Below are 25,421 nucleotides of genomic sequence, written 5' to 3' on the forward strand. Positions count from 1 at the left end.
TCAACGGCCCGTCACAAATGGCATGATCCAATTTGCGGATCATCCCGCAAGGCACGCGCAACGCTTGGAATTTCGTTCATGACCCTGAAGATCGAGGCGGCCGGAGCCGCCGATGAGCGCGCCGTCGTGCATTTGTGGCGGGCCTGCGGGCTCACGGTTCCCTATAACGACCCCGCTGCGGATTTCCGGCAGGCGCTGGGCCGCGAGGCATCGGATGTGCTGGTCGCGCGGGCCGAGTGCGGGCGGATCGTCGGTGCGGTCATGGTCGGTCATGACGGGCATCGCGGCTGGCTCTATTACCTTGCCGCCGAGCCGATGATGCAGGGCCAGGGCGTCGGCAGCGCCATGGTTGAAGCTGCCGAAGCGTGGCTGAAGGCGCGCGGCATCGTCAAGGCGCAGCTTCTGGTGCGCGAGACAAATGCCGGCGTCGTGGCGTTTTATGAAAAGCTGGGATTCGAGATCGCCCCGCGCCTTGTGATGTCGAAGTGGCTCGACGGGCGGGAGTGAAAGATCGGACGGGAAAAATGGCCCCGCGCCGACGCCCGGTCCGGGCGCCGTGCGGGGGTGTCGGCCGGTTCAGCCGATCTGTTCGATGATGATGGCGCGAATCTGCTCGCGCGTCAGGCCGCACGGCTCCGGCTTCCAGTCAGTGCTGGAGCGGATGACGGGCTGGGTAGGGTGGGTCTGCTTCTTGTTAGTCATAAATCCTCGATGCCGCGGCGACGTAATGTCGGCGGCTGACGCTGTGCGTCTGTGTGGTGAAAGAAAGCCTCGCATCGCAACAGATGCCGGCTCGGCCGCCAGACCGGCGACGACGGGAAACTAACGGCCTAATGCGTCGCTAATGTGACGTAATGGAACTTCGATATCACCGGCGCCCGCTGCCGCCCGGCAGCCGCACGCCGGGAGCGGGGCGCTCCAGCAGCACCTCGCGGCGGAACCGCACCAGTCGCGCCGGCCGCCCGCCGGTTTCGGTCGCGGTCTCGCCGGTCTCCTCGACCAGGCGCTGCTGCTCCACCAGCCGGCGGAAATTCTGCTTGTGCAGCCGCACGCCCGACAGCGCCTCCACCGTGCGCTGGAGCTGCAGCAGGGTGAAGGACGGCGGCATCAGCTCGAACACCACGGGGCGGTACTTGATCTTGCCGCGCAGCCGCGCGATGGCCAGTGCCAGCATGCGGCGATGATCGACCGCCATCTCGACGCCGGAGGGCGTCGGTGCGGTGCGGGCCGAGCCGCGCTCGCGCAGCGCTTCCGCGACCAGCCCCGCCTCGTACAGCAGTTCATAGCGCTCCAGCACACGCTCCTCGTTCCAGGAGCCGTCCTTGCCGCCATCCTTGCCGAAGCACAAAGTCACCCGCTCCGCCCGCATCTCGCCAGAGCGTGAATCCGCCGCGCCCGCTGCCCAGGCCCGCAGCCCGGGCTCCAGCGCATCCAGCACGTTCGGGCGGCCGTCGCGCCAGTCTTCCCAGGGGAAATAGCGATACCAGCTCTGCCACGCCGCATCGGTGTCGCCGGCCGGGCGTGCCTCGCGCACCAGCGCGAGATAGGCGAGCGACAGCGAGCGCCGGGCATCCTCGCCGCGGTCACGGTCGCCGAAGGTGTAGAGCTGCTCGACATGGCCGAGCACCTGCAGCGTCTGGCGTTCCACCCAGCTGCGCAGGCCGACCTCCAGCGTGCGGTGGCCGCGCTCCAGCGGGCCGGAGGGCAGGGATTCGCCCGCGCCGCCCATCATCTCGCCGACGCCGCGACGGATCGCCAGCACCTTCGGGTCGTCCTCGGTCACGGCGACGATCACCGCGCTCAGCCCGATGGTCAGGTCGTCTTGCTGGCGCGCGGGAGCCTCGGGCGGCGTGCTGGTCGGGGAGGGGACGGACATGGGGCGGGCGGCGAGGCCTTCCGTTGGGTGAGTGAGGGGCGGCGACGAGGGCGCTATGAATAGCACGCTTGCGCCCGGCATGGCGTAGTGGCATGCGCCTATGGGACAGCGCGAGAGGAGAGATGATGGCCAGTAACGTGGTTCTTCCCGGCGGCGAAACCGTCCCGGCCCTTGGCATCGGCACCTGGATGATGGGCGAGCGCGCCAATGCCCGCCGCGAGGAGATCGAATCGATCCGTCTCGGCGTCGAGCTTGGTCTGACGCTGGTCGACACCGCCGAGATGTATGGCGACGGCGCGTGCGAGAGCTTCCTCGGCGAGGCGCTGGCCGGGCTGCGGGACGAGGTGTTCCTCGTCAGCAAGGTCTACCCCCACAATGCCAGCCATATGGGCGTGATGGCGGCCTGCGAGCGCAGTCTCAAGCGGCTGAAGACCGACCGGCTCGACCTCTATCTCCTGCACTGGCGCGGCGGCGTGCCGCTGGAGGACACCATTGCCGGCTTCGAGGAGCTGAAGGCGATGGGCAAGATCCGCCACTGGGGCGTCTCCAATTTCGACACCGATGACATGGAAGAGCTGTGGGACTGCGAGGGCGGGGATGCCTGCGCGGTCAACCAGGTGCTCTACAATCTCACCCGTCGCGGGCCGGAATGGGACCTGCTGCCGTGGATGGAGCGCCACAAGGTGCCGCTCATGGCCTACAGCCCGATCGAGCAGGGGCGCATCCCCGCGAGCGGGGTTCTGGCGAAGATCGCCGAGAAGCACGGCGTCCGTCCGTTCCAGATCGCGCTGGCCTGGGCGCTGCGCAACCCCAACAATATCGTGATCCCGAAGGCCTCACGCCCCGCCCACATGCGCGAGAATGCCGGCGCGCGGGATATCGCGCTCGATGGCGAGGACCTTGCCGCGCTCGACAAGGCGTTCGCGCCGCCCTCGCGCAAGCGCTCGCTGGAGATGCTGTGAGCCGGGCGCGGGAGACGACGTGACATCATGACCGCCATCCGGTTGCGGAACGTGACGCTGCGGCGCGGGGGGCGCGTCGTGCTCGACGCGCTCGACCTCGATCTCGCCGAGCGGCGCATCGGGCTGATCGGTGCCAATGGCTCGGGCAAGAGCTCGCTGGTGCGCCTGTTCAACGGTCTGCTGGTCGCCGACGAGGGCGAGGTGGAGGTCCATGGGCTGAAGGCGTCGGAAAAGGCGTCCGAGCTGCCGCGCAAGGTCGGCTTCATCTTCCAGAACCCGGATCACCAGATCATCTTCCCCACCGTCGGCGAGGAGGTGGCGTTCAGCCTTGAGCAATCCGGTCTGCCGCGACGCGAGGCCTTGAAGGCCGCCGTGCCCGCGCTCGCCCGCTTCGGCCGCGAACATTGGGCGGAGCGGCCGGTCCATGCGCTCTCGGAAGGCGAGAAGCAGTTCCTCTGCATCATCGCCGTGCTGGTCATGGAGCCGGCGGTGGTGGTGCTGGACGAACCGTTCTCCAGCCTCGACCTGATCACGCGGCGCCGGCTGGAGGGACTGATCGCCACCCTGCCGCAGCAGGTGATCACCATCGCCCATGAACTCGATGCCTTCGCTGCGTATGACCGCGTGCTCTGGCTCGATGGCGGGCGGGTGCGGATGGACGGGGCGCCGGCCGAGGTGGTCGGGGCGTATCGGGAATGGGCGGAGGCGCAGGCGGCTGAGCAGGCGCTGGCGGGCGATGCGGAGGCGGGGGCGTGATCTCGCTCTATCTGCCCGAGCGCACCTGGCTTCATGGCATTACCGCCGGCCGCAAGCTGTTCGCGCTGGCGCTGGTCAGCCTGCTGATCGCTCCCTTCGACAGCCTGCCGCTGATGGCGGGCCTGCTCGCCGCCGTGCTGGCGCTCTATGCCAGCCTCGGCCGGGCAGCGCTCCGCCAGCTTTCCCTGCTGCGGCCGATGGCCCCGCTGCTCGCCATCCTGCTCGCGCTGCATGCGTGGAACGGCGACATCTGGCTGGGGGTGAGCCTGTGCCTGAGGCTTCTCGCCATGATCCTGCTCGCCAATGCCGTGACCATGACCACGCGCATGGACGCGATGATGGACGCGGTGGAACCGCTGCTGCGCCCGCTTGCCTGGTTCGGCGCCAGCCCGCGCGCCGTGGCCCTCGCGGTGGCGATGATGATCCGTTTCGTGCCGCTCCTGTTCGCGCTGTGGGACGCGCTGAACGAGGCGTGGCGCGCGCGCACCGGGCGGCGCGGCGGCTGGCGCCTGCTCGCGCCTTTCTGTATCCAGACACTGAAGCTTTCCCATCATGCCGCCGAGGCGCTGGCCGCGCGCGGCGGCGCCCCGCGAGGAGACACACGATGAAGGACCGTTCGCTTGTCCAGATCGCGCTTTATGCGGCGATCTTCGCGGTGCTGGGGCTGCTGCCGAAATTCGACATACCGCTTGCCGGCGGCGTGCCGATCACCGCGCAGAGCATGGGCGCGATGCTGGCGGGGGTGATGCTCGGCGCCCGGCGCGGGGCGCTCGCCATCATCCTGCTCCTGTTCGTGGTGGCGCTCGGCGCGCCGCTGCTGGCGGGCGGGCGCGGCGGCCTGGGCGTGTTCTTCACGCCGTCGGTTGGCTTCCTGTTCGGCTGGGTGGCGTCGGCCTTCGTCGCCGGCTGGCTCATGGAGAAGCTGCGCGACAAGGCGGTGTTCCCCGCTGCGCTGGTGGCGGCGGTGATTGGCGGCATACCGGTGCTCTATGCCTTCGGCATTGTCGGCATGTCGGCCATGTCCGGCCTGTCGCTGCTCGACGCCACCAAGGCGTGCCTGATCTTCATTCCCGGCGACACCATCAAGGCGGTGCTGGTGGCGCTGGTGGCGCAGACGGTGGCGCGCGGCCTGCCGGAAGCCCTGCTCTCGCGCGCTTCCTGACCACCTTGGCTCTGGCCGCGACCATCGGCGCGGACCTGTCGGCGCTGGCGGCGGCTGCCCCGCTCCGGCCGGCGCTCACCTGCGACGGCGAGACGCTGACACGGGCGCGGCTGGCGCACCGCGTCGCCCATCTTTCGCGAGAGATTACCGCCCGCACCGGAACCGGCGCCGGCGTGGCGCTCGACATGGCCAATGGGGTCGATCTGGTGGCGCTGTTCTTCGCCTGCGCGGTCAGCGGGCGGCAGGCGCTGGTCTACGATCCGGCATGGCCGGCGCGCTATCGCGCGGCGATCGATGGCGCGCTCGCCCCGGCGCTGACCGTCACCGGGACGGAACCGTGGCTGGGCGAGGGGGAGGACGCGGTGTTCCCGGTGCCGCCCGCGCCCGATGCGCCGTTCTATGTCGGCTTCACCTCGGGCTCGACCGGCCTGCCCAAGGGCTATCGCCGCGCCCACCGCTCCTGGATCGACAGCTTCACCGTGAGCGAGGTGGAGTTCGGGCTGAGCGCGGATGATGTGATCATGGCGCCCGGCGGGCTCGCGGCCTCGCTGCACCTCTACGGCGTGGTGCACGCGCTGCATATCGGGGCGAGGGCGGTGATGATGCGCCAGTTCCACCCGCGCCGCGCGCTTGGCCTCATCGCCCGGCATGGCGTCACCGCGCTTTACGTAACGCCGACACAGCTCCAGATGCTGATCGAGGCGGCGGGCCACGAGTGTTTCCCGAGCCTCCGGCAAGTGATGATCAGCGGCGCGAAATGGCAGGCGCGGACCCGCGAGGCGACGATGCGCCTGTTTCCACAGGCCGGGATCTGCGAATTCTACGGCGCGTCGGAACTGTCCTTCGTCACCGTGAGCCGCGCGGGCGAGCCCGTGCCTCCCGGCTCGGTCGGCCGCGCGGCTCATGGCGTCGAGCTGCGCATCCGCGATGGTGAGGGCTGCGACCTGCCGGCGGGCGAGGTCGGCGCGATCTGGGGCGGCAGCACGCTTCTGTTTGACGGCTATGCCTGCGGCGGCGGCGACGAGATCCGCCGCGAGGACGGTTTCATGACCGTCGGCGACCATGGAAGGCTCGACGCCGATGGCTTCCTCTTTCTCCACGGTCGCGAGAAGCGGATGCTGGTGACGTCCGGCCTCAACGTCTACCCCGAGGAGGTGGAGGCGGTGCTCGCCACACTGCCGGGCGTGGTGGAGGCCTGCGTGTTTGGCCTGCCGGACCCGCTGCGCGGGGTGGAACTGGTCGCGGTGCTGCGCGGCACGGTCGACGAGCGGGCGCTGCGCGCCGGTTGCCGGGCGCTGCTGCCCGCCGCCAAGGTGCCGCGGCGCTTCCTGCATATCGAGGACTGGCCGCGCACCTCGGGCGGCAAGGCGGACCTCACCGCACTGGCCCGCCTCGCCGAACAAGCCGCCGGGCCGCACTGATGGGCGCGGCTTTCGTCATTGCCGCCCGCCGCACCGCCGTCGCGCCCCGGCGCGGCGCGTTCCGCGAGGTGGAGGCGCATGACCTCGCCGCCCCGGTGCTGCGTGCCTGCCTCGCGGATGCCGGGCTGTCGCCGCGCGCGCCGGTCGATCAGGTCATTCTCGGCAATGCGCTGTCCGGCGGCGGCAATGTCGCCCGGCTCGCGGCGCTGGCGGCCGGCCTGTGCGAGAGCGTGCCGGCCTTGACCATCGACACCCAGTGCTGTTCGGGCCTGGACGCCATCATCCTCGCCGCGCGGCTGGTGGAATCCGGTGCCGCCGGGCTGGTCCTGGCGGGCGGGGTGGAGAGCTTCAGCCGCGCGCCGCTGCGTGCCCGGCGCCCGAAAGAGAAGGGCGAGGCGCCGGCATTTTACCACCGGCCGGCCTTTTCGCCATGGCCGCTGCGCGATCCCGACATGATCGAGGCCCTTGGCCGCCTCGCCGATCAACAGCGCATCACGAGGGCCGAACAGGCGGCCTTCGCGGTGGACAGCCACCGCAGGGCGCGCGCGGCGCGTGGCGCATTGGAGGCCGAGATCGTGCCGGTGGCGCGACTTGAGGCCGACAGTTTCACGCGGGATCTCACGCCGGAGCTGTGCGTCCGCGCGCCTCTGCTCCACGGCGAGGGTGAACACGCGCTCGACGCGGCAGGGGTCGCCGTGGAGGCCGACGCGGCGGCGGTGGTGCTGGTCGCCTCGCGGGAGTGGTCGGAGCGGCTGGCCGGCGCCGGCGGCTTTTCCTGCGAGATATCTTATGGCCGCTCCTTCGGCGCGGCCCCTGACAACCCGCCTTATGCCGTCGACCGGGCCTTTGAGGTGCTCGCGTTCGAGACGCTGCTTTTCGATGATGAGACGTTACGGGTCGACGGCTTCACCCGTCCCGACTGGAAGCGGATCGCCGTGGTGGAGCTTATGGAGGCCGCGGCAGCGCAGGCCCTGCACAATTGCCGGCACGCGGGCCTTGATCCGGCACGGATCAATCGTGGCGGCGGCGCGCTGGCGCGCGGCCATCCCATCGGGGCCTCGGGCGCGATCCTTGCCGTACGGTTGTTCCACGAGCTGGGGAGGGAAGCGCGGGGCGCGCTCGGCCTTGCCGCGATCGCGGCGGCGGGCGGGCTTGCCAGCGCGCTATTGTTGCAGCGCAGCTAAGGGTTTGTTTGCGGTTCGTGCACCCGTTGGGGCAGGATCGGACGAATCGGACCATCACGTCCCGCCCGCCGGCGGGAAGACACGGGCGACCGGAATGAACGCGATTTCCTCGCGCCAGCAGGACATACTGGTCCTCGCCCGCGCCCATGGCCGTGTCAGCGTCGACGATCTCGCGGCGCGGTTCGAGGTGTCGCCGCAGACCATCCGCAAGGACCTCAACGATTTGTGCGTGCGCCGGCTGATGTCGCGCGTCCATGGCGGCGCGGTGGTGGCGTCGGGGGTCGAGAACGTCGCCTATGAGGCGCGCCGGGCGATGGCGCAGGGCGCCAAGCGCGCCATCGCCGAGGCCGCCGCCGCCATGGTGCCCAACCGGGCCTCGCTGTTCATCAATATCGGCACCACGACCGAGGAGGTCGCCCGCGCGCTCGGCGACCATGAGGATTTGCTGGTCATCACCAACAACCTCAACGTCGCCATGCTGCTGTACCGCCATCCCAAGATCGAGCTGATCATGGCCGGTGGCCCGGTGCGCCATGCCGACGGCGCGGTGATCGGCTCGGCGGCGGTGGATTTCGTGCGCCAGTTCAAGGTCGACTACGCCGTGATCGGCGCCTCCGCCATCGAGGAGGACGGCACGCTGCTGGATTTCGACTATCGCGAGGTTCAGGTGGCGCGCGCGATCATCGACAATGCCCGGCAGGTGATCCTGGTCGCCGACCGCTCCAAGCTGGAACGTTCCGCTCCGGTGCGGATCGGCGAGATGAGCGAGGTCGACACCTTCGTCACCGATGTTGTCTCCTCGCCCGCGCTGCGCGACATCTGCAGCGCCAACGGCGTCGAGCTGATCGAGGTCGGCGGCGTCGACGAGGATGGGTTCTAGCCGCGCGGTCGCGCCCCCTACAGAGGTACAACGCAGGAGTGGTTAGCGTCCGGCACGCGCTGGCCTAAACTCGCCCGCTTACTTTGAGTCACGCAGGAGACTGCTCCATGGAACTGCGCCGCCTCGGCCGCTCCGACATCCTCGTCCCGCCGCTGTGCTTCGGCGGCAATGTCTTCGGCTGGACCGCCGACGAAGACGCGTCCTTCGCCCTGCTCGATGGCCTGCTGGAGGCCGGCTTCAACTTCATCGACACGGCCGACGTGTATTCGCGCTGGGCGAAAGGCCATGTCGGCGGCGAATCCGAGGCGGTGATCGGGCGCTGGATGAAGGCGCGCGGCAACCGCTCCAAGCTGGTTATCGCCACCAAGGTCGGCGCCGATATGGGGCTCGGCAAGGTGTGCCTGAAGGCGGAGTACATCAAGACCGCCGTCGAGGCCTCGCTGTCGCGGCTCCAGACCGACTATATCGATCTCTACCAATCGCACTGGGATGATCCCGACACGCCCTTCGAGGAGGTGCTCGGTGCCTATGACGAGCTGATCTCGGCCGGCAAAGTCCGGCTGATCGGTGCGTCCAACCTCTCCGGTGCCCGGCTGTTCGAATCCCTCGCCGTGGCGACGCGCGAGAAGCTGCCGCGCTACGAGACGCTTCAGCCGGAATATAATCTGTGCGAACGCAGCGTTTATGAGAACGAGCTGGAGCCGATCTGCCGCGCCAACGGGCTCGGCGTCATCACCTATTTCTCGCTCGCCGCCGGCTTCCTCACCGGCAAGTACCGCACGACGGCTGACGCGCAGAAGAGCGTGCGCGGCAAGGCGCTGGTCGACAAATATCTCAACGAACGCGGCAAGCGCATCCTCGCGGCGCTGGATGACATTGCGGGAGCGCACGGCGCGACCCCGACGCAGGTGGCGCTGGCCTGGATCATGGCGCGGCCCTCGATCACCGCGCCGATCGCCAGCGCCTCGCGCATCGAGCAGCTTGGCGACCTGATCGCCAGCGCCTCGCTCAACCTCACCTCGCAGGACATCGCCCGGCTGAACACGGCGAGTGCGTAGCGCGGGGGAGCGGTGACGGTCGGGACATGCCCGGCCGTGCCATGGCACAACATCCCGGACTCTCATCCAAGGTAGCTGCCCGATGACCCCTGCCACCGCCGCCGAGCTTCAACGCTTCATCGATGCCGGCCGCGGCGTCGTCCCGGCCGATCTCGTCATCAAGGACGTGGTGCTGCTCGATGTGATCACCGGCGCGCGCGCGGCGACCGACATCGCCATCGTCGGAGACCGCATCGTCGGCACCTATGACCGCTATGAGGGCGTCGAGGAAATCGACGGGCGCGGACTGACGGCGGTGCCGGGATTCATCGACACCCATCTGCACGTCGAATCCTCGCTGGTGACGCCGCTGGAGTTCGACCGCTGCGTGCTGCCGCACGGCGTCACCACCGCGATCTGCGATCCCCACGAGATCGCCAATGTGCTGGGCGCCGAGGGCATCCGCTATTTCCAGGACTGCGCGCGCCACACGCTGATGGATTTGCGGGTGCAGTTGTCCTCCTGTGTGCCGGCGACCCCGTTCGAGACCGCCGGCGCGAACCTTTCCGCCGCCGACCTCGTGGCGCTGCGCGGCGACCCGTCGGGTATCGGGCTCGCCGAGTTCATGAATTTTCCCGGCGTGCTGTTCAAGGACGAGGGGTGTCTCGCAAAACTTGAGGCCTTCTCGGGCGGCCACATCGACGGTCACGCGCCGCTGCTCTCGGGGCGCGACCTCAACGGCTATATCGCCGCCGGCATCCGCACGGAACACGAGGCCACTACGCTTTCCGAAGCGCGCGAGAAGCTGACGAAGGGCATGAACGTGCTGATCCGGGAGGGTTCGGTCTCCAAGGACCTGCACGCGCTGATCCCGCTTATCGACGCCGACACCTCCGCCTTCCTCGCCTTCTGCACCGATGACCGCAACCCGCTGGACATCGCCGAGGAAGGCCATCTCGACTACATGATCCGCGAGGCGATCCGCCACGGCGCGCCACTGCACCATGTCTACCGCGTGGCGAGTTGGTCGGCGGCCAATGCCTTCGGGCTGAAAGATCGCGGCCTGATCGCGCCGGGGCGCCGCGCCGACATCGTGCTGCTGGAGGATGTCGAGGCGTGCCGGGTGGTGCAGGTGATCGCCGCAGGACGTCTCGTCACGCCCGAGCGCTTCGCCGCGCGCGAGACCGTCGCGCCGGTGGGGCTCGCCTCGATGAAGGCCGCGCCGGTGGAGGCTGGCACGTTCCGCATTCCCGCCAACCGCACGGCGACGCGGGTGATCGGCGTGGTGCCGGGGCGGATCATCACCGAGGACCTCGCCATGGAGCTGCCCATCAGCGGCGGCGCCAAGCAGATCGACCTCGAACAGGACGCGGTGAAGGTCTGCGTGGTGGAGCGCCATGGCAAGACCGGCGAGGGCGGGGTCGGCAATATCGGGCGCGGCTTCGTCCACGGCTTCGGCATGAAGCGCGGGGCCATCGCCTCTTCCGTCGGCCATGACAGCCATAATATTTGCGTGGTCGGGGTCGACGACGCCGACATGGCGTTGGCGGTGAACCGGCTGATCGAACTGAAGGGCGGGTTTGCGGTGGCCGAAGGCGGGCGGATCACCGGCGAACTCGCCTTGCCGGTCGCCGGGCTGATGTCGGACCGCCCGTTCGAGGCGGTGCACGACGCGCTGATCGATCTGCGCGCGGCCGCGAAGGCGCTGGGCGTGACGCTGGCCGAGCCATTCCTTCAGGTCGCCTTCCTGCCGCTGCCGGTGATCCCGCATCTCAAGATCACCGATTTCGGCATGTTCGACGTGAACCGCTTCGAGCTTATCGAGGGGTAGCGGCCCGCGCCGGTCCGGCGCGCGTGCTCCTTTTCCCCGGCGGGGAGGACGGGCGGGGAGCCGGCTTCCGATGATCGCGCGCGGCGCCGGCTTCTGCTAAAGCCACGCCATTGCCTCGCCCCGAATCCCGGCCGGAAAGCCATGTCCTTCCTGTTCCTTCCGCTTCTCGTGCTGTGGACCCTGGCCTTGGCGCCAGCCGCGCCCGTGCTGGCGCTGATGAAAAACCCGGCGCGTACCCGCGCCTTCTCGCGCTTCTGGGCGCGCGGGGTGCTGGCGATCCTGCGCGGCGTCGGCGGCCTGTCCTATGCCGAGGAAGGGATGGAGAACCGGCCGGCCGGGCCCGCGCTCTACATCGCCAACCACCAGTCGGCCTGGGAGACCATCGCCTTTGCCGTGCTGGTGCCCGATGTCGCGATCGTGCTGAAGGAGGAGCTGTACCGCATCCCGGTGTTCGGCTGGTTCCTGCGCCATTCGCCGATGATTGCCATCGACCGCGCGGGCGGCGCCTCCTCGCTCAAGAAGATGTTCCGCGAGGGCCGCGAGGCTGCCGCGCAGGGGCGCAGCCTGCTGATCTTCCCTGAAGGCACGCGCCGCGGGCCGCATGAACGCGCCGAGTTCCAGCGCGGCGTGGTGCTGCTCTACAAGGCGCTCGGCCTGCCGGCGGTGCCGGTGGCGCACAATGCCGGGCGCTACTGGAAGGGACGCAGCTTCACCCTGCGCGCGGGCAGGGTTCGCGTGATTTATCTGCCGGCGCTGCCGCCGGGGCTGCCGGACGGCGAGTTCCTGGAGCGCATCACCCACGCCATCTATGACGCGCGGGACCGGCTGGTCGCGGAGGAGGGAGAATGAGCGCGGGGCAGACACAAGCCGGGATCGTCATCATCGGTGGCGGGCAGGGCGGCTTTCAGCTCGCGGCATCGCTGCGCGAGGCGGGGTTCGAGGGGCGGGTGACGCTGGTCGGCGAGGAGCCGGGCCTGCCCTATCAGCGCCCACCGCTCTCCAAGGCCTATATGAAGGGCGAGGCGGGAATAGAGCAGATCGAGCTGCGCCCCGCCGCCTTCTATGCCGACCATGCCATCGAGCTCGTGAACGCACGCGCCATTGGCATCGACCGCGCGGCGCGGACCGTGGAGCTTGAGGGCGGCGAGAGCCTGCCTTATGGCCATCTCGTGCTGGCCACCGGCGCGCGCAACCGGCCGCTCCCGGTGCCGGGCCGCGAGCTTGCCGGCGTGTTCTACCTGCGCAGCCGCGGGGACGCCGATTTGCTGAAGGCGCAGATGGGTGCGCCCCGGCGTATAGTGGTGGTGGGTGCCGGCTTCATCGGGCTGGAATTCGCGGCCGTGGCCCGTGCGCTCGGCCATGAGGTGACGGTGATCGAGGCGGCCGCCCGCCCGCTCGCCCGCGCGGTCTCAAAGGAGATGTCGGCCTTTTTCACGGCGGCCCATGAGGCGATGGGAACGAAGCTGGTGCTCGGCGCCGGCGTGGTCGGGCTTCATGGCGACGGGCGCGTGACGGCCGTCGAGACGACCGATGGCACGCGTCACCCGGCGGATTTCGTGCTGGTGGGCATCGGCGTGGTGCCCAATGTCGAGCTGGCGGCACAGGCCGGTCTCGACATTGCCAACGGCATTGCCGTCGACGCCCGCCTTGCGACGAATGACCCGGCGATCTCCGCCTTTGGTGATGTCGTGTCCTATCCGAGCCGCTTCGCCGGCGCGATGGTGCGGCTGGAATCGGTGCAGAACGCGGTGGATCAGGCGCGCACGCTGGCCCATCGGCTTGCCGGCAAGGCGGATGCCCCGTTCGAGGCGGTTCCGTGGTTCTGGAGCGATCAGGCCGATCTCAAATTGCAGATGGTCGGCCTTGCCGGGCCGGAGGATGTCGCGGTGCTGCGCGGCGATCCGGCGTCGCGCCGTTTCTCGGTGTTCCGTTTCCGAGAGGGCGTGCTGACCGCCATCGAAAGCGTGAACCGCCCCGCCGACCACATGCTCGGCCGCCGGCTCCTCGCCGGCACGCCGACGCTGACGCCGGAACAGGCGGGCGACGAGAGCTTCGAGCTGAAGACCCTGCTCGGGCGGTAAGCGCCGCGACGACGTCGCGTATGCTACCATCGGAAAAACCACGCCCCTGCGGATGATCCGATGGCCTTCTCGCTGCGCCAGCTCCAGTATTTCGTGGCCGTCGCCGAAAATGGATCGGTGTCCTCGGCCGCGCATGTGCTCTCGATCTCGCAATCCACCATCACCGAAGCCTTGCGCCAACTGGAGCTCGATCTCGGCTTCCGCCTGCTGGACCGCCATGCGCGCGGGGTCGATCTCACGCTCAAGGGCCATCATTTCCTTAGCCATGCCCGCAAGATACTGAGCGACGTCGCCGATGCGCGCCGCGCGTTCTCGCGGGCGGAGACGGCGGCGGTGACCGGGCGGCTCTCGGTCGGGGTGACGCCGCTGGTGGCGGGCTATGTCTATGCCGACCTCATCGCCCGCTTCCGCCGCGCCTTTCCCGGCGTGGTGGTGGAGGCGGTGGAGGATGCCGGAGACTATCTGGAGCATCTGCTGATCGGCGGCGAACTCGATGTGGCGGTGATGGTGCTGCCACCCGGCCGGCATTCGCCGGCGCTGCAGACCGAGACGGTGGAAGCCTCGCCCTATCGCATCTGGATGCCGCTCGGCCATCCGGCGCTGACGGAGGAGCGGGTGAGCCTGCGCGATCTCGGCGCCGAGCCACATGTGCTGCTGACCATCGACGAAATCGCGGAAGCCTCGGAAATATTGTGGCGTCAGCTCGGCATACGTCCGCCCGTGGCGTTCCGCACCCGTTCGGTGGAGGCGGTGCGCTCACTGGTGGCGACCGGGGCGGGCGTGGCGGTGCTGCCGGATATCACCTATCGCCCGTGGTCGCTGGAAGGCGACAAGATCGAGGCCCGGCCGCTGACCGAGGAACTGCCGGCGGTCGAGGTTGCGACCGCCTGGCGGCGCGGTTCGCCGCTCTCGCCGGCGGCCGCGGGCTTCGCTTCCATCGCCGCGACGCGGCACGTCGGGCGGACACGGGGCTAGCGCGCATCTGCCTGGCTTTTACTCATCGAATTTTCCGATAGCTGCCGTCTTATCTTTGGTGTGGCGGAACGGCAGGTGCGGCGGCACACTCTTTCCCAAAGGGCGCACGGCGCCTGCAGAACAGAGGGAACCGACATGCTCACATCGATGACGTCTGCCCGGAAGTCCAGCCGTTATCTGCAATTGCCGGCGCTGGCCGCCTGCCTGTCGCTCGGCGTCCAGCCTGTGTTCGCCGCCGAGCTCACGGCCATCGGCCCTGGCGAGGGGCAGGTCGATATCGTGGCCTGGCCCGGCTACATCGAGCGCGGCGAAACCGACAAGGCCTATGACTGGGTGACCGCCTTCGAGACGAAGACTGGCTGCAAGGTCAATGTGAAGACCGCCGGTACCTCGGATGAGATGGTCGCGCTGATGAACGAGGGTGGCTTCGACCTCGTGACCGCCTCCGGCGACGCCTCGCTCCGCCTGATCGCCGGCAAGAAGGCGGCGCCGATCAACGTCAAGCTGATCCCGAGCTGGGACAGCGTCGACAGCCGGCTGCAGGATTCGCCCTGGCACACGGTGAACGGCGTGCATTACGGCACCCCCTATCAGTGGGGCTCCAACGTGTTGATGTACAACACCGAGGCCTTCAAGGGCGAGACCCCCAAGAGCTGGAACGTCGTGTTCGAGGAGCAGACCCTCCCGGACGGCAAGTCCAACAAGGGCCGCATCCAGGCCTTTGACGGGCCGATCTACATCGCCGACGCCGCGCTCTATCTCATGGCGACCAAGCCCGAGCTGGGCATCAAGGATCCCTATGAGCTGACCGAGGCACAGTACAAGGCCGCGCTCGATTTGCTGCGCGGCCAGCGCAAGATCGTGCAGCGCTATTGGCATGACGCCATGATCCAGATCGACGACTTCACCAATGAGGGCGTCGTCGCTTCCTCGTCCTGGCCGTTCCAGGTCAATCTGCTGGTCGGCGAGAAGAAGCCGATCGCCTCCACCATTCCCCAGGAGGGCGCCACCGGCTGGGCCGACACCACCATGATGCATGTCGACGCCGCCCATCCCAACTGCGCCTATATGTGGATGGAGCACTCGCTCAGCCCCAAGGTGCAGGGTGACCTCGCCGCGTGGTTCGGCTCGGTGCCGGCCGTTCCCGCCACCTGCAAGGGCAATGAACTGCTCGGCGACGAGGGCTGCAAGACCAACGGCATGGAAGACTTCGAGAAGATCCACTTCTGGCGCACCCCGGTCGCCAAGTGCCCGACCCAGGCCGAGGGCTGCGTGCCCTACTACCGCTGGGTGTCCGACTACATCGCGGTGCTCGGCGGGCGCTGACATCCTCGCGAAGGCCTGCCGATTCTCCCTCTCCCCGACAGGGAGAGGGAGCTTCCCTCGCCCGTGCGACGTCAATCTTGGGAACATCGACCAGTATGCATGCGTCCCCGCCGCCGTCCGCCACAGCCGTCCGGTTTGCCGGAGTCGCGCGCCATTTCGGCCGGGTCCGGGCGGTGGACGGCGTGGACCTGTCCATCGCGCCGGGCGAGTTCTTCGCCATGCTCGGGCCCTCCGGCTCCGGCAAGACCACCTGCCTGCGGCTGATCGCTGGTTTCGAGCAGCCTGATGCCGGGCATATCGAGATCTTCGGCGAGACGGTGGAGGGCCTGCCGCCCTATCGCCGCGCGGTGAATACCGTGTTCCAAGACTACGCGCTGTTTCCTCATCTTAGCGTCGGCGACAACGTGGCCTATGGACTTAAAGTTCGCGGCGTCGGGCGGGCCGAGCGCGAGAAGCTGGCGCGCGAGGCGCTGGCCATGGTCAAGCTCGCCGGTATGGAGACGCGGCGGCCCGCGCAGCTTTCCGGCGGCCAGCGCCAGCGGGTGGCGCTCGCCCGCGCGCTGGTGGTGCGGCCCAAGGTGCTGCTGCTGGACGAACCGCTGGGCGCGCTCGACCTGAAGCTGCGCGAGGAAATGCAGGCCGAGTTGAAGAGCCTGCAACGCGCGCTTGGCCTCACCTTCGTCTTTGTCACCCATGACCAAAGCGAAGCCCTGTCCATGGCCGACCGGGTCGCGGTGTTCAATGAGGGGCGGATCGCGCAGGTTGGGGCGCCCGAGGAGGTTTACGAGCGCCCCGCGACGGCCTTCGTCGCTCATTTTGTCGGCTCGGCCAATGTGCTCAGCCGCGAGCAGGCCGCGGCGCTGGGCGGGCGGGCGGTGGCGTCGAGCCTGCGGCCGGAAAGGATCGCCATCGGCGATTTCGGCGCGCCGATCGGCGAGGGCATCGCGCCGGTCGAGGCCAGGGTGATCGATATTTCCTATCAGGGAGCGGTGCGGCGGGTGTCGGCGCTGTCGGATTTCGGCATGTCGGTAACCGTCAGCGTGCCGGCCGATGCGGGTGGGCGCCTGTCGCCGGGCGACGTGGTGCGGCTGCTTATTCCTCGCGCGGCACTCCAGCCGATGGAGGGGGAGGGATGAGCCTGGCAACGCTCGATCTGCCGGCCCGCCCCATAGGTCTGCGCGGGCGATTGTCCGATCTTCTGGTGCGGCGCGGGGGCTTGCTCACGCTGCTCCTGCTGCTGCCGCCGCTGCTGTGGCTCGGGCTGGTCTATCTCGGCAGCCTGTTCGTCTTCCTCGGCCAGTCGATCTTCTCGATCGACGAGTTCTCCGGCACCATCGTGCGCGAGCCGACCTTCGCGACGCTGATCGAACTGTTCCGGCCGGCCAATTACGACATCGTGCTGCGCACCGTCGCCATCGCCACGGCGGTGACCGTGCTGTGCGCGATCATCGCGTTCCCGATCGCCTATTACGCCGCGCGCCATGCCGGGCCGCGCGCCAAGGCCGCGTTCTATCTCGCGGTGATGATGCCGCTGTGGTCGAGCTATCTGGTCAAGGTCTATGGCTGGAAGCTGCTGCTGGCCAAGGAGGGCGCCATTGGCTGGTTCGCCGGCCGGCTCGGGCTCACCGGCGCGCTGGAGGCGTGGCTGGCCTTGCCGGTGGTGGGCGGGCCGTCGCTCTCGGTCAGCTATACCGGCATGGTGCTGACCTTCACCTATCTCTGGCTACCCTTCATGATCCTGCCCGTCCAGGCGGCGCTGGAGCGGGTGCCGGGCAGTCTTATCGAGGCGGCGGGCGATCTCGGCGCCTCGCCGGCCAAGGTGTTCCGCACGGTGATCCTGCCGCTGGCATTGCCCGGCGTGGTGGCGGGGGCGATCTTCACCTTCTCGCTGACGCTGGGCGATTACATCGTGCCGCAGATCATCGGCACCTCGGCGCTGGTGCTGGGGCAGGCGGTCTACACGCTGCAGGGCACGGCCGGGAATATCCCGCTGGCGGCGGCGTTCTCGCTGGTGCCGATCCTGGTGATGGCGGCGTTCCTCGCCATCGCCCGGCGGACGGGGGCGTTCGATGCGATGTGAGGCACGCTTCGGCCGGAACGCCGCCGCTCTCTCTCCCGGACGCTGCGCGTCCGACTTCTCCCCCACGGGGAGAGGTGAAGACGGAGGCGCCCGATGACCCGCGCGTCTCTCCCCTTGAAGATCGCGGCGCTTGGTGGGCTGGCATTCCTGCACATCCCGCTGCTGTTCATCCTGCTCTACTGCTTCACCACGGAAGAGCGCAGCTACGCCTTTCCCCCGCCCGGCTTCACGCTGAAATGGTTCGCGGTGGTGTGGAGCCGGGCGGATATCTGGGCGGCGATCGGGCTGTCGCTGAAGGTGGCCTTGGTGGCGACGCTGCTGGCGCTGGTGTTCGGCACGCTGGCGGCCGGCGCGTTGGCGCGGGCACGGTTCTTCGGGCGCGAGCCCATTTCGCTGCTGTTCGTGCTGCCGATCGCGCTGCCCGGTATCGTCACCGGCATCGCGCTGCGCCAGGCCTTCGGGCTGATGGAGATTCCCTTCTCGTTCTGGACCATCGTGATCGGCCACGCCACCTTCTGCATCGTGGTGGTCTACAACAATGCGGTGGCCCGGCTGCGCCGGCTCTCGCCCTCGCTGATCGAGGCCTCGATGGACCTCGGGGCGGACGCGTTCACCACCTTCCGGCTGGTGGTGCTGCCCAATGTCGGCACCGCGCTGCTGGCGGGCGGCATGCTCGCCTTCGCCCTGTCCTTCGACGAGGTGATCGTCACCACCTTCACCGCCGGCCAGCAATCCACGCTCCCGATCTGGATGCTGTCCGAGCTTATCCGTCCGCGCCAGCGGCCCGTCACCAATGTGGTCGCCGTGCTCGTCATCATCGTCACCTTCCTGCCGATCCTCGCCGCTTACTACCTGACGCGCGAGGGCGAGGCGGTGGCCGGCTCAGGCAAATAGGAGAAGCCCTCAATGACCACGCTGTCCGACACGCAGATGCTGATCGGTTCGCAGTTCGTCTCCGGCACCGAGGCGGCCGAGACCGTGCTGAACCCGAAGACCGAGGAGACGCTGATCGAGCTGCCCGAGGCCTCCGCCGACCAGATCGACGCGGCGGTGAACGCGGCGGAGGCGGCCTTCGTCCACTGGTCGCGCACCACTCCGGCCGAGCGCTCCTCGCTCCTGCTCAAGCTCGCCGACGCCATCGAGAAGGAGGCGGAAGGCTTCGCCACGCTGGAGGCGCTGAATTGCGGGAAACCCCGCCATGCCGTGCTGAACGACGAGATGCCGGCCATCGTGGACTGCTTCCGCTTCTTCGCCGGCGCGGTGCGCACCCAGCACGGCATGGTGGCGGGCGAGTACCTGGCCGGCCACACCTCGATGATCCGCCGCGACCCGGTCGGCGTCGTCGCCTCGATCGCGCCGTGGAACTACCCGCTGATGATGGCGGCGTGGAAGCTCGCCCCGGCGCTGGCGGGCGGCAACACGGTGATCATCAAGCCTTCCGAGCAGACGCCGCTGACCATGCTCAAACTGGCCAAGCTGATCGCGGACATCTTCCCCGAAGGCGTGGTGAACGTGGTGGTCGGGCGCGGCGAGAGCGTGGGCTCGACCCTCATCAACCACCCCAAGGTGTCGATGATCTCGCTGACCGGCGACATCGCCACCGGCAAGAAGGTGCTGGCGGCGGCGACCAAGACGGTGAAGCGCACCCATCTGGAACTCGGCGGCAAGGCGCCGGTCGTCGTGTTCGACGATGCCGACATCGACGCGGTGGTCGAGGGGGTGAAGATCTTCGGCTATTACAATGCCGGGCAGGACTGCACCGCCGCCTGCCGCATCTACGCGCAGGACAAGGTGTATGAGAAGCTGGTGGCGGACCTCGCCTCGGCGGCCTCCAGCCTGCGCTTCAACCAGGCCGACGATGGCGACAACGACATCGGCCCGCTGATCTCGGCGCGGCAGAGGGCGCGCGTGGCCTCCTTCGTCGAGCGGGCGAGCGAGATCAACCACATCGAAATCGCCACCGGCGGCAAGGTCTCCGGCGGCAAGGGCTTCTTCTACGAGCCGACCGTGGTCGCCGGCGCGCTGCAATCCGACGAGATCGTGCGCCGCGAGGTGTTCGGCCCGGTGGTGTCGGTCACGCGCTTCTCCGATGTCGATGAGGCGGTGAACTGGGCCAATGACAGCGATTACGGCCTCGCCTCCTCGGTGTGGACCAAGGATGTCGGGCGCGGCATGGCGACGGCGGCGCGCCTGCAATATGGCTGCACCTGGGTGAACTGTCATTTCATGCTGGTGAGCGAGATGCCCCATGGCGGGCTCAAGCAGTCCGGCTACGGCAAGGACCTCTCGGCCTATGCGCTGGAGGACTACACCGTGGTGCGCCACGTCATGATCAAGAACGGCTGAGCACGGCCCGCCGGCGCTGGATTTCGTCAGCCGGCAAAAGGTAGGATGGCGCGTCGCGGCGGGGATCGCGGCGCGCCATTGTGCTGTCGGGGGTGCCGATGCCGTTCGTCCTGTCGAGGTTCCGGCGCCGCTGCGCCGGGCTGTTGCTGCTGGCATGTCTGGCATCGGGCGGCATCGCGCCGGCCGCCGCCGACCCGATCGACCCCACCCCCCGCACGGCCGTGCTCTGCGCCTTCGAGCCGGAATGGCAGGCGCTGCGCGCCATCGCCACCGACATGGTGGAACAGGACTACAAGGGCGTGCCGATCATCACCGGCTCGATCGAGGGCAAGCCCGTGGTGCTGGCGATGACCGGCGTGAGCATGGTCAACGCCGCCATGACCACCCAGATGACGCTGGAGCGCTACAACGTCACCCGCATCGTGGTCTCCGGCATTGCGGGCGGGGTCGACCCCGCGCTCAATATCGGCGACATCGCGGTGCCCGATCGCTGGGGCCAGTATCTGGAAGCGATCTTCGCCCGCGAGAGCGATGAGGGCTTCAGCCTGCGGCCCGGCGCGGTCCAGGATTTTCCCAATTACGGCATGATTTTCCCGCGCGGGGTGCGCGTGTTCCGCGAGGGGCAGGCCACCAATCCGCGCCAGTTCTGGTTCGAGGTCGACCCGGCGCTGATGGCGGTGGCGCGCAAGGCGCTCGCGGAGAACCCGCCGGAGCTGGCGCACTGCACCGCCGACAATGTCTGCCTTACCCACCCGCCGCAGCTGCGCCTGGGCGGGCAGGGCGTCTCCGGCGCCGCTTTCGTCGACAATGCCGCGTTCCGCGCCTACACCTTCCGCAGCTTCAAGGCGCAGGTTCTGGACATGGAGAGCGCCGCCATCGCGCAGGTCGCCACCACCAATGGCGTGCCCTTCATCGTGTTCCGCGCGCTCTCGGACCTCGCCGGCGGCGGCAAGGGCGCCAATGAGATTCGCATCTTCGAGGGGCTGGCCTCCCATAATGCGGTCACCGTGATGCGCACCTTTCTCAGGGCGCTGCCGGAGTGAGCCCGCCCTGTGCCATAATGGCCTGACCCGCGCTCTTGTGATGGCCGGAACAGCCGCATGACAAAGTTTTAAGTTGGAACTTGCTGCCGCATCTGCTGACTCACAGGCGAGCTATGCCATGTTTGCAGCGCAGCATTTGTTGAGGGAGTTGCATGCGACGCTTTACGGGCCTGCTTCTGTGTGTGGCTGTGCTGGGAGGTGCAGGCGTCGTCGCGCATCAGCAGGGATGGATTTCGGACGTTCTGGCCAGCGTCAAGGGCGAGGCCCGGGCCGCGCCGGAGCCGCGCGCCGCCGGCCCCCGGAGCGTGCCGGTCGAGGTCGCGCCGGCACGCAAGGTCGAGGTCACCAGCGACATCAGCTCGATCGGCAGCCTGCAGTCCGACGAATCGGTGCAGGTCGCCTCCGAAGTCGCCGGCCGCATCCATGAAATCCGGTTCCGGGAAGGCCAGAGCGTCAAGGCCGGCGACGTGCTGGTGCAACTCGACGATGCGTTGGTGAAGGCCTCCGAGTCTGAGATGCGCGCGCGGCTTGAGCTTGCCAAGGCCAATTACGCGCGCGCCCAGCAGCTCCAGAAGAGCGGCTCGGGGACCGCGCGCTCGCTTGACGAGGCGCTGGCCGAGCTCAACACCTCGACCGCGCTGCTCAATCTCCAGCAGGTGCAACTCGCCAAGCATTCCATCCTCGCCCCGTTTGACGGGGTGGTCGGCCTGCGCGCGATCTCGGTCGGCGCCTATATCGACACCGGCACCAAGCTGGTGAACCTCGAAAAAATCGACGCGCTGAAGGTCGACTTCAAGGTGCCGGAAACCCACCTGCGCAACATCGCGTCCGGGCAGGAGGTCAGCATCTCCGTCGACGCGTTTCCCGGCCGCACCTTCACCGGCACCATCTACGCCATTGATCCCATGGTCGACGTGAATGGCCGCTCGCTCAGCGTGCGCGCCCGGCTGCCGAACCAGGAGATGCTGCTGCGCCCCGGCCTGTTCGTGCGGGTAGTGGTGAAGGGCAAGGACGAGCGCACCGCCGTGTTCGTGCCGGAAGCCGCCATCGTGCCGCGCGGGCAGGAGCGTACGCTCTGGGTGGTGGCCGACGGCAAGGCGGAGGAGCGCAAGGTCGTGCTCGGCCAGCGCCTCTCCGGAGAGGTCGAGATTGCGAGCGGCATCGAGGCCGGGGCCCAGGTGGTCACCGCCGGGCAAGGCCGGCTGCGCGCGGGCGCGGCGGTCGAGATTGTGAGTACGCCGCCGGCACCGCAGAGCTGAGGGCCGGGCATGGGTATCTCCGAACTCTGCATCCGCCGCCCGGTCTTCGCGACCGTGGTCAGCCTGCTGATGGTGCTGGTCGGGATCGTCTCCTATTCGCGCCTGACCGTGCGCGAATATCCCAATATCGACGAGCCGGTGGTTTCGGTGGTCACCAGCTATCCCGGCGCTTCGGCCAGCATCGTCGAGAGCCAGGTCACGCAGGTGCTGGAAGGCTCGATCGCCGGCATCGAGGGTATCGACGTGCTGGAATCCACCAGCCGCTCGGAATCCAGCCGCATCACCGTGCGCTTCCGTCTGGAAATCAATCCGGACGTGGCGGCCAGCGACGTGCGCGACCGCGTGAGCCGCGTGCGCCGGCGCCTGCCGGACGAGATCGACGAGCCGGTGATCTCCAAGGTCGAGGCCGACGCCCAGCCGGTCGTGTTCCTCGTGTTCCGCTCCGACCGGATGAACGGGCTGGAACTGACCGACTATATCGACCGCTATGTCGTCGACCGCTTCAAGAACCTGACCGGCGTCGCCGACGTGCAGATCTATGGCGAGCGGCGCTACGCGATGCGGATCTGGATCGATCGCGAGCGCCTCGCCGCCTATAACCTCGTGATCCAGGACATCGAGGACGCGCTTCGGGCGCAGAATGTCGAAATCCCCTCGGGCCGCATCGAGAGCGCGGACCGTGAATTCACGGTGCTGTCGCGAACCGCGCTCTCCACGGTCGGGCAGTTCGACGACATCGTGGTGAAGCGCGCCGACGGGGCGCAGGTCAAGCTCAGTGATGTCGCGCGGGTGGAACTGGGGGCGGCCGACGAGCGGCGCTCCAGCTCCTTCAATGGCGGGCAATCGGTCATTCTCGGCATTATCAAGCAGGCGGTCGCCAATCCGCTCGACGTGTCCACCGGCGTGCGCGACGTGCTGCCCGCTGTGAACGAGACCTTGCCCGAGGGCATGACCGCGGCCGTCGGCCAGGACAATGCGGTGTTCATCGACCGCTCGATCCGGGCGGTGTTCCACACCATCATGGAGGCGGTGATCCTGGTGGTGCTGGTGATCGTGGTGTTCCTGCGCTCACTCAGAGCCTCGCTCATCCCGATCGTCACCATTCCGATCTCGCTCATCACCACCTTCGCGATCATGTACGCGCTCGGCTTCAGCGTTAACACGCTGACCCTGCTCGCCATCGTGCTGGCGATCGGCCTCGTGGTGGACGACGCGATCGTGGTGCTGGAGAACATCTTCCGCCATATCGAGCACGGCATGAAACCGATCCCCGCCGCCATCAAGGGCGCGCGGGAGATCGGCTTCGCGGTGATCGCGATGACGCTGACGCTGGCGGCGGTCTATGCCCCGGTGGCTTTCTCCGCCGGGCGGACCGGGCGGCTGTTCACCGAGTTCGCGCTGACGCTGGCCGGCGCCGTGCTGGTCTCCGGCTTCGTCGCGCTGACGCTGACGCCGATGATGTGCTCGCGCCTGCTCAAGCACGAGGCCAATCCCGGCCGGATATCGTCCTTTATCGAGGGGCTGCTGCGCGGGCTGGAATCGGGCTATCGCCGGCTGCTGCTCGCCACGTTGCGGGTGCGCCCGCTGATCCTGCTGATCGCGCTGGGCGTGGCGGCGGCCAGCGGCTGGTTCCTGGTCAACCTGCCGTCCGAATTGTCGCCGGTCGAGGATCGCGGCATCATCCGCGTCTCGGGCTCCGGCCCGGAAGGCGCCACGCTGGGTTACACCGCGCGCTATTCCAACCAGGTGCAGACCGAACTGGACAAGGTGCCGGAGGTGGACTCCGTCCTCATCATCAACGGCCTGCCGGAAGTGCACCGCTTCCTGGTCATCGGCCGACTGAAGGACTGGGACGACCGCGAGCGCCGCCAGCAGGAGATCGTCTCCGACGTGGCGCCCAAGCTGCGCCGTATCGCCGGCGTGAACGCCTATGCCAACAACCCGGCCTCGCTCGGTGCTTCCAACAATTCACGTCCGATCGAATTCGTGCTCCAGACCTCGGGCACCTATGAGGACCTGAACGAGTACACCGACCGTTTCCTCGAACGGGTGCAGGACTATCCGGGCCTCACCAGCATCGAGAGCGACCTCAAGCTCAACAAGCCGGAGATTTCGATCACCATCGACCGCTCCAAGGCGGCTGATCTGGGCATCGACGTCTCGGTGCTCGGGCGCACGCTGGAAAGCCTGCTCGGCGGGCGGCAGGTGACGCGCTTCGAGGTCGCCGGCGAGCAGTACGACGTCTATGTCCAGCTCGACGCGCAGGACCGTGCCTCTCCGGCCACGCTCGACACCATCTATCTGCGCTCCGCGGGTGGCGAGATGGTGCAGCTCTCCAATCTGGTGAGCGTGCGCGAGACCGTGGCTCCCCAGGAGCTCAAGCGTTTCAACCAGCTGCGCTCCGCCACCATCACCGCCAATCTGGCGCCGGGCTATGCGCAGGGCGAGGCGCTGACCTTCCTCGACCAGACCGCGCGCGAAGTGCTTCCCGAAACCGTGCAGACCGACGTCGCCGGCCAGAGCCGCGAGTTCCGCGCTGCCGGCCAGAGCCTCGTCACGGTGTTCGTGCTCGCGCTCGGCTTCATCTATCTGGTGCTGGCCGCTCAGTTCGAGAGCTTCCGCGATCCGGTGATCATCATGCTCACCGTGCCGCTCTCCATGACCGGCGCGCTGGCCGCGCTCTATTTCACCGGGGGCTCGCTGAACGTCTATTCGCAGATCGGCCTCGTCACGCTGGTGGGGCTCATCACCAAGCACGGCATCCTGATCGTCGAATTCGCCAACCAGCAGCAGGAGGCCGGGATCGACCGGCGCCCGGCCGTGATCGAGGCGGCGGTGCTGCGCCTGCGCCCGATCCTGATGACCACCGGCGCCATGGTGTTCGGCGCCGTGCCGCTGGCGCTGGCGACGGGCGCGGGCGCGGAAAGCCGCTCCCAGATCGGCTGGGTCATCGTCGGCGGCATGACGCTGGGAACGCTGCTGACGCTGTTCGTGGTGCCGACGGTCTATTCCTTCATGGGCCGCATCCACGTTCACCCGCAGGATCACCACGCCCACGAACATCCCGCATCCGGCAGTGCCCACGCCCCGGCGGAATAAGCGCCTCGCCTGACCCTGTGAAACGACAACGCCTCCGCCCGGGTATTCGGAGCGGAGGCGTTGTGTTTATGGAAGGCGGTGCGCGCGGCCGGCGGCCGGCGCG

23 protein-coding genes are annotated in these 25,421 nt (G+C 68.3%); 21 read left to right on the top strand and 2 right to left on the bottom strand.

Features of this window, described 5'->3' with window-relative positions; all coding sequences use genetic code 11:
* Positions 1-78: 78 nt before the first annotated feature.
* The gene (locus tag MKI84_RS12050) at positions 79-507 is read left to right on the top strand and encodes a GNAT family acetyltransferase (RefSeq protein WP_241619740.1); all 429 of its coding nucleotides are present in this window, start codon (positions 79-81) and stop codon (positions 505-507) included.
* 69 nt (positions 508-576) lie between these two features.
* Here MKI84_RS12050 and MKI84_RS20670 read toward each other — a convergent pair whose 3' ends face one another.
* Together MKI84_RS20670 and MKI84_RS12055 are read right to left on the bottom strand one after the other, a co-directional pair.
* The gene (locus tag MKI84_RS20670) at positions 577-702 is read right to left on the bottom strand and encodes a hypothetical protein (protein ID WP_281063226.1); all 126 of its coding nucleotides are present in this window, start codon (positions 700-702) and stop codon (positions 577-579) included.
* A gap of 166 nt (positions 703-868) precedes the next feature.
* The gene (locus MKI84_RS12055; protein WP_241619742.1) at positions 869-1,876 is read right to left on the bottom strand and encodes an NUDIX hydrolase; all 1,008 of its coding nucleotides are present in this window, start codon (positions 1,874-1,876) and stop codon (positions 869-871) included.
* 125 nt (positions 1,877-2,001) lie between these two features.
* Here MKI84_RS12055 and MKI84_RS12060 point away from each other — a divergent pair, with 125 nt between their 5' ends.
* From MKI84_RS12060 to MKI84_RS12155, 20 genes are all read left to right on the top strand, one after another.
* A complete protein-coding gene (locus MKI84_RS12060; protein WP_241619743.1) occupies positions 2,002-2,838 on the top strand; it encodes an aldo/keto reductase in 837 nt (278 codons plus the stop codon).
* Between the two features lie 27 nt (positions 2,839-2,865).
* On the top strand, positions 2,866-3,594 hold the full coding sequence (locus MKI84_RS12065; protein WP_241619745.1) for an energy-coupling factor ABC transporter ATP-binding protein: 729 nt from the start codon (positions 2,866-2,868) through the stop codon (positions 3,592-3,594).
* Positions 3,591-4,202, top strand: coding sequence for an energy-coupling factor transporter transmembrane component T family protein (locus MKI84_RS12070; RefSeq protein ID WP_241619747.1), 612 nt, complete (start codon positions 3,591-3,593; stop codon positions 4,200-4,202). Before MKI84_RS12065 ends, MKI84_RS12070 begins: the two co-directional genes overlap by 4 nt.
* On the top strand, positions 4,199-4,756 hold the full coding sequence (locus MKI84_RS12075; protein ID WP_241619749.1) for a biotin transporter BioY: 558 nt from the start codon (positions 4,199-4,201) through the stop codon (positions 4,754-4,756). The genes MKI84_RS12070 and MKI84_RS12075 overlap by 4 nt, the downstream gene beginning before the upstream one ends.
* 5 nt (positions 4,757-4,761) lie before the next feature.
* Entirely contained in the window at positions 4,762-6,177 is a 1,416-nt protein-coding gene (locus MKI84_RS12080) for an AMP-binding protein (RefSeq protein ID WP_241619751.1), read from the top strand.
* Complete coding sequence (locus MKI84_RS12085; protein WP_241619752.1) at positions 6,177-7,361, top strand: thiolase family protein; 1,185 nt, start codon at positions 6,177-6,179, stop codon at positions 7,359-7,361. The genes MKI84_RS12080 and MKI84_RS12085 overlap by 1 nt, the downstream gene beginning before the upstream one ends.
* A 94-nt stretch (positions 7,362-7,455) precedes the next feature.
* Positions 7,456-8,241 carry a DeoR/GlpR family DNA-binding transcription regulator gene (locus tag MKI84_RS12090; protein WP_241619754.1) on the top strand — a complete coding sequence of 262 codons (786 nt, stop codon included), beginning with the start codon at positions 7,456-7,458 and terminating at the stop codon, positions 8,239-8,241.
* Between the two features lie 107 nt (positions 8,242-8,348).
* Positions 8,349-9,299 carry an aldo/keto reductase gene (locus MKI84_RS12095; RefSeq protein ID WP_241619756.1) on the top strand — a complete coding sequence of 317 codons (951 nt, stop codon included), beginning with the start codon at positions 8,349-8,351 and terminating at the stop codon, positions 9,297-9,299.
* An 82-nt stretch (positions 9,300-9,381) separates the two neighbouring features.
* On the top strand, positions 9,382-11,109 hold the full coding sequence (ade, locus tag MKI84_RS12100; RefSeq protein WP_241619758.1) for an adenine deaminase: 1,728 nt from the start codon (positions 9,382-9,384) through the stop codon (positions 11,107-11,109).
* A gap of 141 nt (positions 11,110-11,250) precedes the next feature.
* Positions 11,251-11,958: a lysophospholipid acyltransferase family protein gene (locus MKI84_RS12105; protein WP_241619760.1), complete on the top strand. Its 708-nt coding sequence runs from the start codon at positions 11,251-11,253 to the stop codon at positions 11,956-11,958.
* A complete protein-coding gene (locus tag MKI84_RS12110) occupies positions 11,955-13,190 on the top strand; it encodes an NAD(P)/FAD-dependent oxidoreductase (protein WP_241619762.1) in 1,236 nt (411 codons plus the stop codon). The genes MKI84_RS12105 and MKI84_RS12110 overlap by 4 nt, the downstream gene beginning before the upstream one ends.
* Positions 13,191-13,250: 60 nt before the next feature.
* Positions 13,251-14,165 carry a LysR substrate-binding domain-containing protein gene (locus MKI84_RS12115; protein ID WP_241619765.1) on the top strand — a complete coding sequence of 305 codons (915 nt, stop codon included), beginning with the start codon at positions 13,251-13,253 and terminating at the stop codon, positions 14,163-14,165.
* 135 nt (positions 14,166-14,300) lie between these two features.
* Positions 14,301-15,491, top strand: coding sequence for an ABC transporter substrate-binding protein (locus MKI84_RS12120; protein ID WP_425353835.1), 1,191 nt, complete (start codon positions 14,301-14,303; stop codon positions 15,489-15,491).
* A gap of 95 nt (positions 15,492-15,586) precedes the next feature.
* Entirely contained in the window at positions 15,587-16,627 is a 1,041-nt protein-coding gene (locus MKI84_RS12125) for an ABC transporter ATP-binding protein (protein ID WP_241619767.1), read from the top strand.
* Positions 16,624-17,571, top strand: a complete 948-nt coding sequence (locus MKI84_RS12130) for an ABC transporter permease (RefSeq protein WP_241619769.1) — start codon at positions 16,624-16,626, stop codon at positions 17,569-17,571. The genes MKI84_RS12125 and MKI84_RS12130 overlap by 4 nt, the downstream gene beginning before the upstream one ends.
* Positions 17,572-17,664: 93 nt before the next feature.
* A complete protein-coding gene (locus tag MKI84_RS12135; RefSeq protein ID WP_241619771.1) occupies positions 17,665-18,465 on the top strand; it encodes an ABC transporter permease in 801 nt (266 codons plus the stop codon).
* 12 nt (positions 18,466-18,477) lie between these two features.
* The gene (locus MKI84_RS12140; protein WP_241619773.1) at positions 18,478-19,917 is read left to right on the top strand and encodes a gamma-aminobutyraldehyde dehydrogenase; all 1,440 of its coding nucleotides are present in this window, start codon (positions 18,478-18,480) and stop codon (positions 19,915-19,917) included.
* A 98-nt stretch (positions 19,918-20,015) separates the two neighbouring features.
* Positions 20,016-20,960 (top strand): 5'-methylthioadenosine/S-adenosylhomocysteine nucleosidase, encoded by a 945-nt coding sequence (locus MKI84_RS12145; protein ID WP_241619775.1) that lies wholly within the window; start codon positions 20,016-20,018, stop codon positions 20,958-20,960.
* A gap of 152 nt (positions 20,961-21,112) precedes the next feature.
* Positions 21,113-22,219: an efflux RND transporter periplasmic adaptor subunit gene (locus MKI84_RS12150; protein WP_241619777.1), complete on the top strand. Its 1,107-nt coding sequence runs from the start codon at positions 21,113-21,115 to the stop codon at positions 22,217-22,219.
* 9 nt (positions 22,220-22,228) lie between these two features.
* A complete protein-coding gene (locus tag MKI84_RS12155; protein ID WP_241619779.1) occupies positions 22,229-25,318 on the top strand; it encodes an efflux RND transporter permease subunit in 3,090 nt (1,029 codons plus the stop codon).
* Positions 25,319-25,421 lie beyond the last annotated feature (103 nt).

Source organism: Ancylobacter gelatini, from assembly GCF_022601675.1.
GTDB lineage: Bacteria > Pseudomonadota > Alphaproteobacteria > Rhizobiales > Xanthobacteraceae > Ancylobacter > Ancylobacter gelatini.

Coding starts and splice junctions, on each gene's coding strand:
- MKI84_RS12115 (WP_241619765.1), top strand. CDS start 13,251: ATGGCCTTCTCGCTGCGCCAGCTCCAGTATTTCGTGGCCGTCGCCGAA.
- MKI84_RS12055 (WP_241619742.1), bottom strand. CDS start 1,876: ATGTCCGTCCCCTCCCCGACCAGCACGCCGCCCGAGGCTCCCGCGCGC.
- MKI84_RS12135 (WP_241619771.1), top strand. CDS start 17,665: ATGACCCGCGCGTCTCTCCCCTTGAAGATCGCGGCGCTTGGTGGGCTG.
- MKI84_RS12075 (WP_241619749.1), top strand. CDS start 4,199: ATGAAGGACCGTTCGCTTGTCCAGATCGCGCTTTATGCGGCGATCTTC.
- MKI84_RS12145 (WP_241619775.1), top strand. CDS start 20,016: ATGCCGTTCGTCCTGTCGAGGTTCCGGCGCCGCTGCGCCGGGCTGTTG.
- MKI84_RS12155 (WP_241619779.1), top strand. CDS start 22,229: ATGGGTATCTCCGAACTCTGCATCCGCCGCCCGGTCTTCGCGACCGTG.
- MKI84_RS12060 (WP_241619743.1), top strand. CDS start 2,002: ATGGCCAGTAACGTGGTTCTTCCCGGCGGCGAAACCGTCCCGGCCCTT.
- MKI84_RS12120 (WP_425353835.1), top strand. CDS start 14,301: ATGCTCACATCGATGACGTCTGCCCGGAAGTCCAGCCGTTATCTGCAA.
- MKI84_RS12105 (WP_241619760.1), top strand. CDS start 11,251: ATGTCCTTCCTGTTCCTTCCGCTTCTCGTGCTGTGGACCCTGGCCTTG.
- MKI84_RS12110 (WP_241619762.1), top strand. CDS start 11,955: ATGAGCGCGGGGCAGACACAAGCCGGGATCGTCATCATCGGTGGCGGG.
- MKI84_RS12090 (WP_241619754.1), top strand. CDS start 7,456: ATGAACGCGATTTCCTCGCGCCAGCAGGACATACTGGTCCTCGCCCGC.
- MKI84_RS12125 (WP_241619767.1), top strand. CDS start 15,587: ATGCATGCGTCCCCGCCGCCGTCCGCCACAGCCGTCCGGTTTGCCGGA.
- MKI84_RS12150 (WP_241619777.1), top strand. CDS start 21,113: ATGCGACGCTTTACGGGCCTGCTTCTGTGTGTGGCTGTGCTGGGAGGT.
- MKI84_RS12050 (WP_241619740.1), top strand. CDS start 79: ATGACCCTGAAGATCGAGGCGGCCGGAGCCGCCGATGAGCGCGCCGTC.
- ade (WP_241619758.1), top strand. CDS start 9,382: ATGACCCCTGCCACCGCCGCCGAGCTTCAACGCTTCATCGATGCCGGC.
- MKI84_RS12140 (WP_241619773.1), top strand. CDS start 18,478: ATGACCACGCTGTCCGACACGCAGATGCTGATCGGTTCGCAGTTCGTC.
- MKI84_RS20670 (WP_281063226.1), bottom strand. CDS start 702: ATGACTAACAAGAAGCAGACCCACCCTACCCAGCCCGTCATCCGCTCC.
- MKI84_RS12130 (WP_241619769.1), top strand. CDS start 16,624: ATGAGCCTGGCAACGCTCGATCTGCCGGCCCGCCCCATAGGTCTGCGC.
- MKI84_RS12085 (WP_241619752.1), top strand. CDS start 6,177: ATGGGCGCGGCTTTCGTCATTGCCGCCCGCCGCACCGCCGTCGCGCCC.
- MKI84_RS12095 (WP_241619756.1), top strand. CDS start 8,349: ATGGAACTGCGCCGCCTCGGCCGCTCCGACATCCTCGTCCCGCCGCTG.
- MKI84_RS12065 (WP_241619745.1), top strand. CDS start 2,866: ATGACCGCCATCCGGTTGCGGAACGTGACGCTGCGGCGCGGGGGGCGC.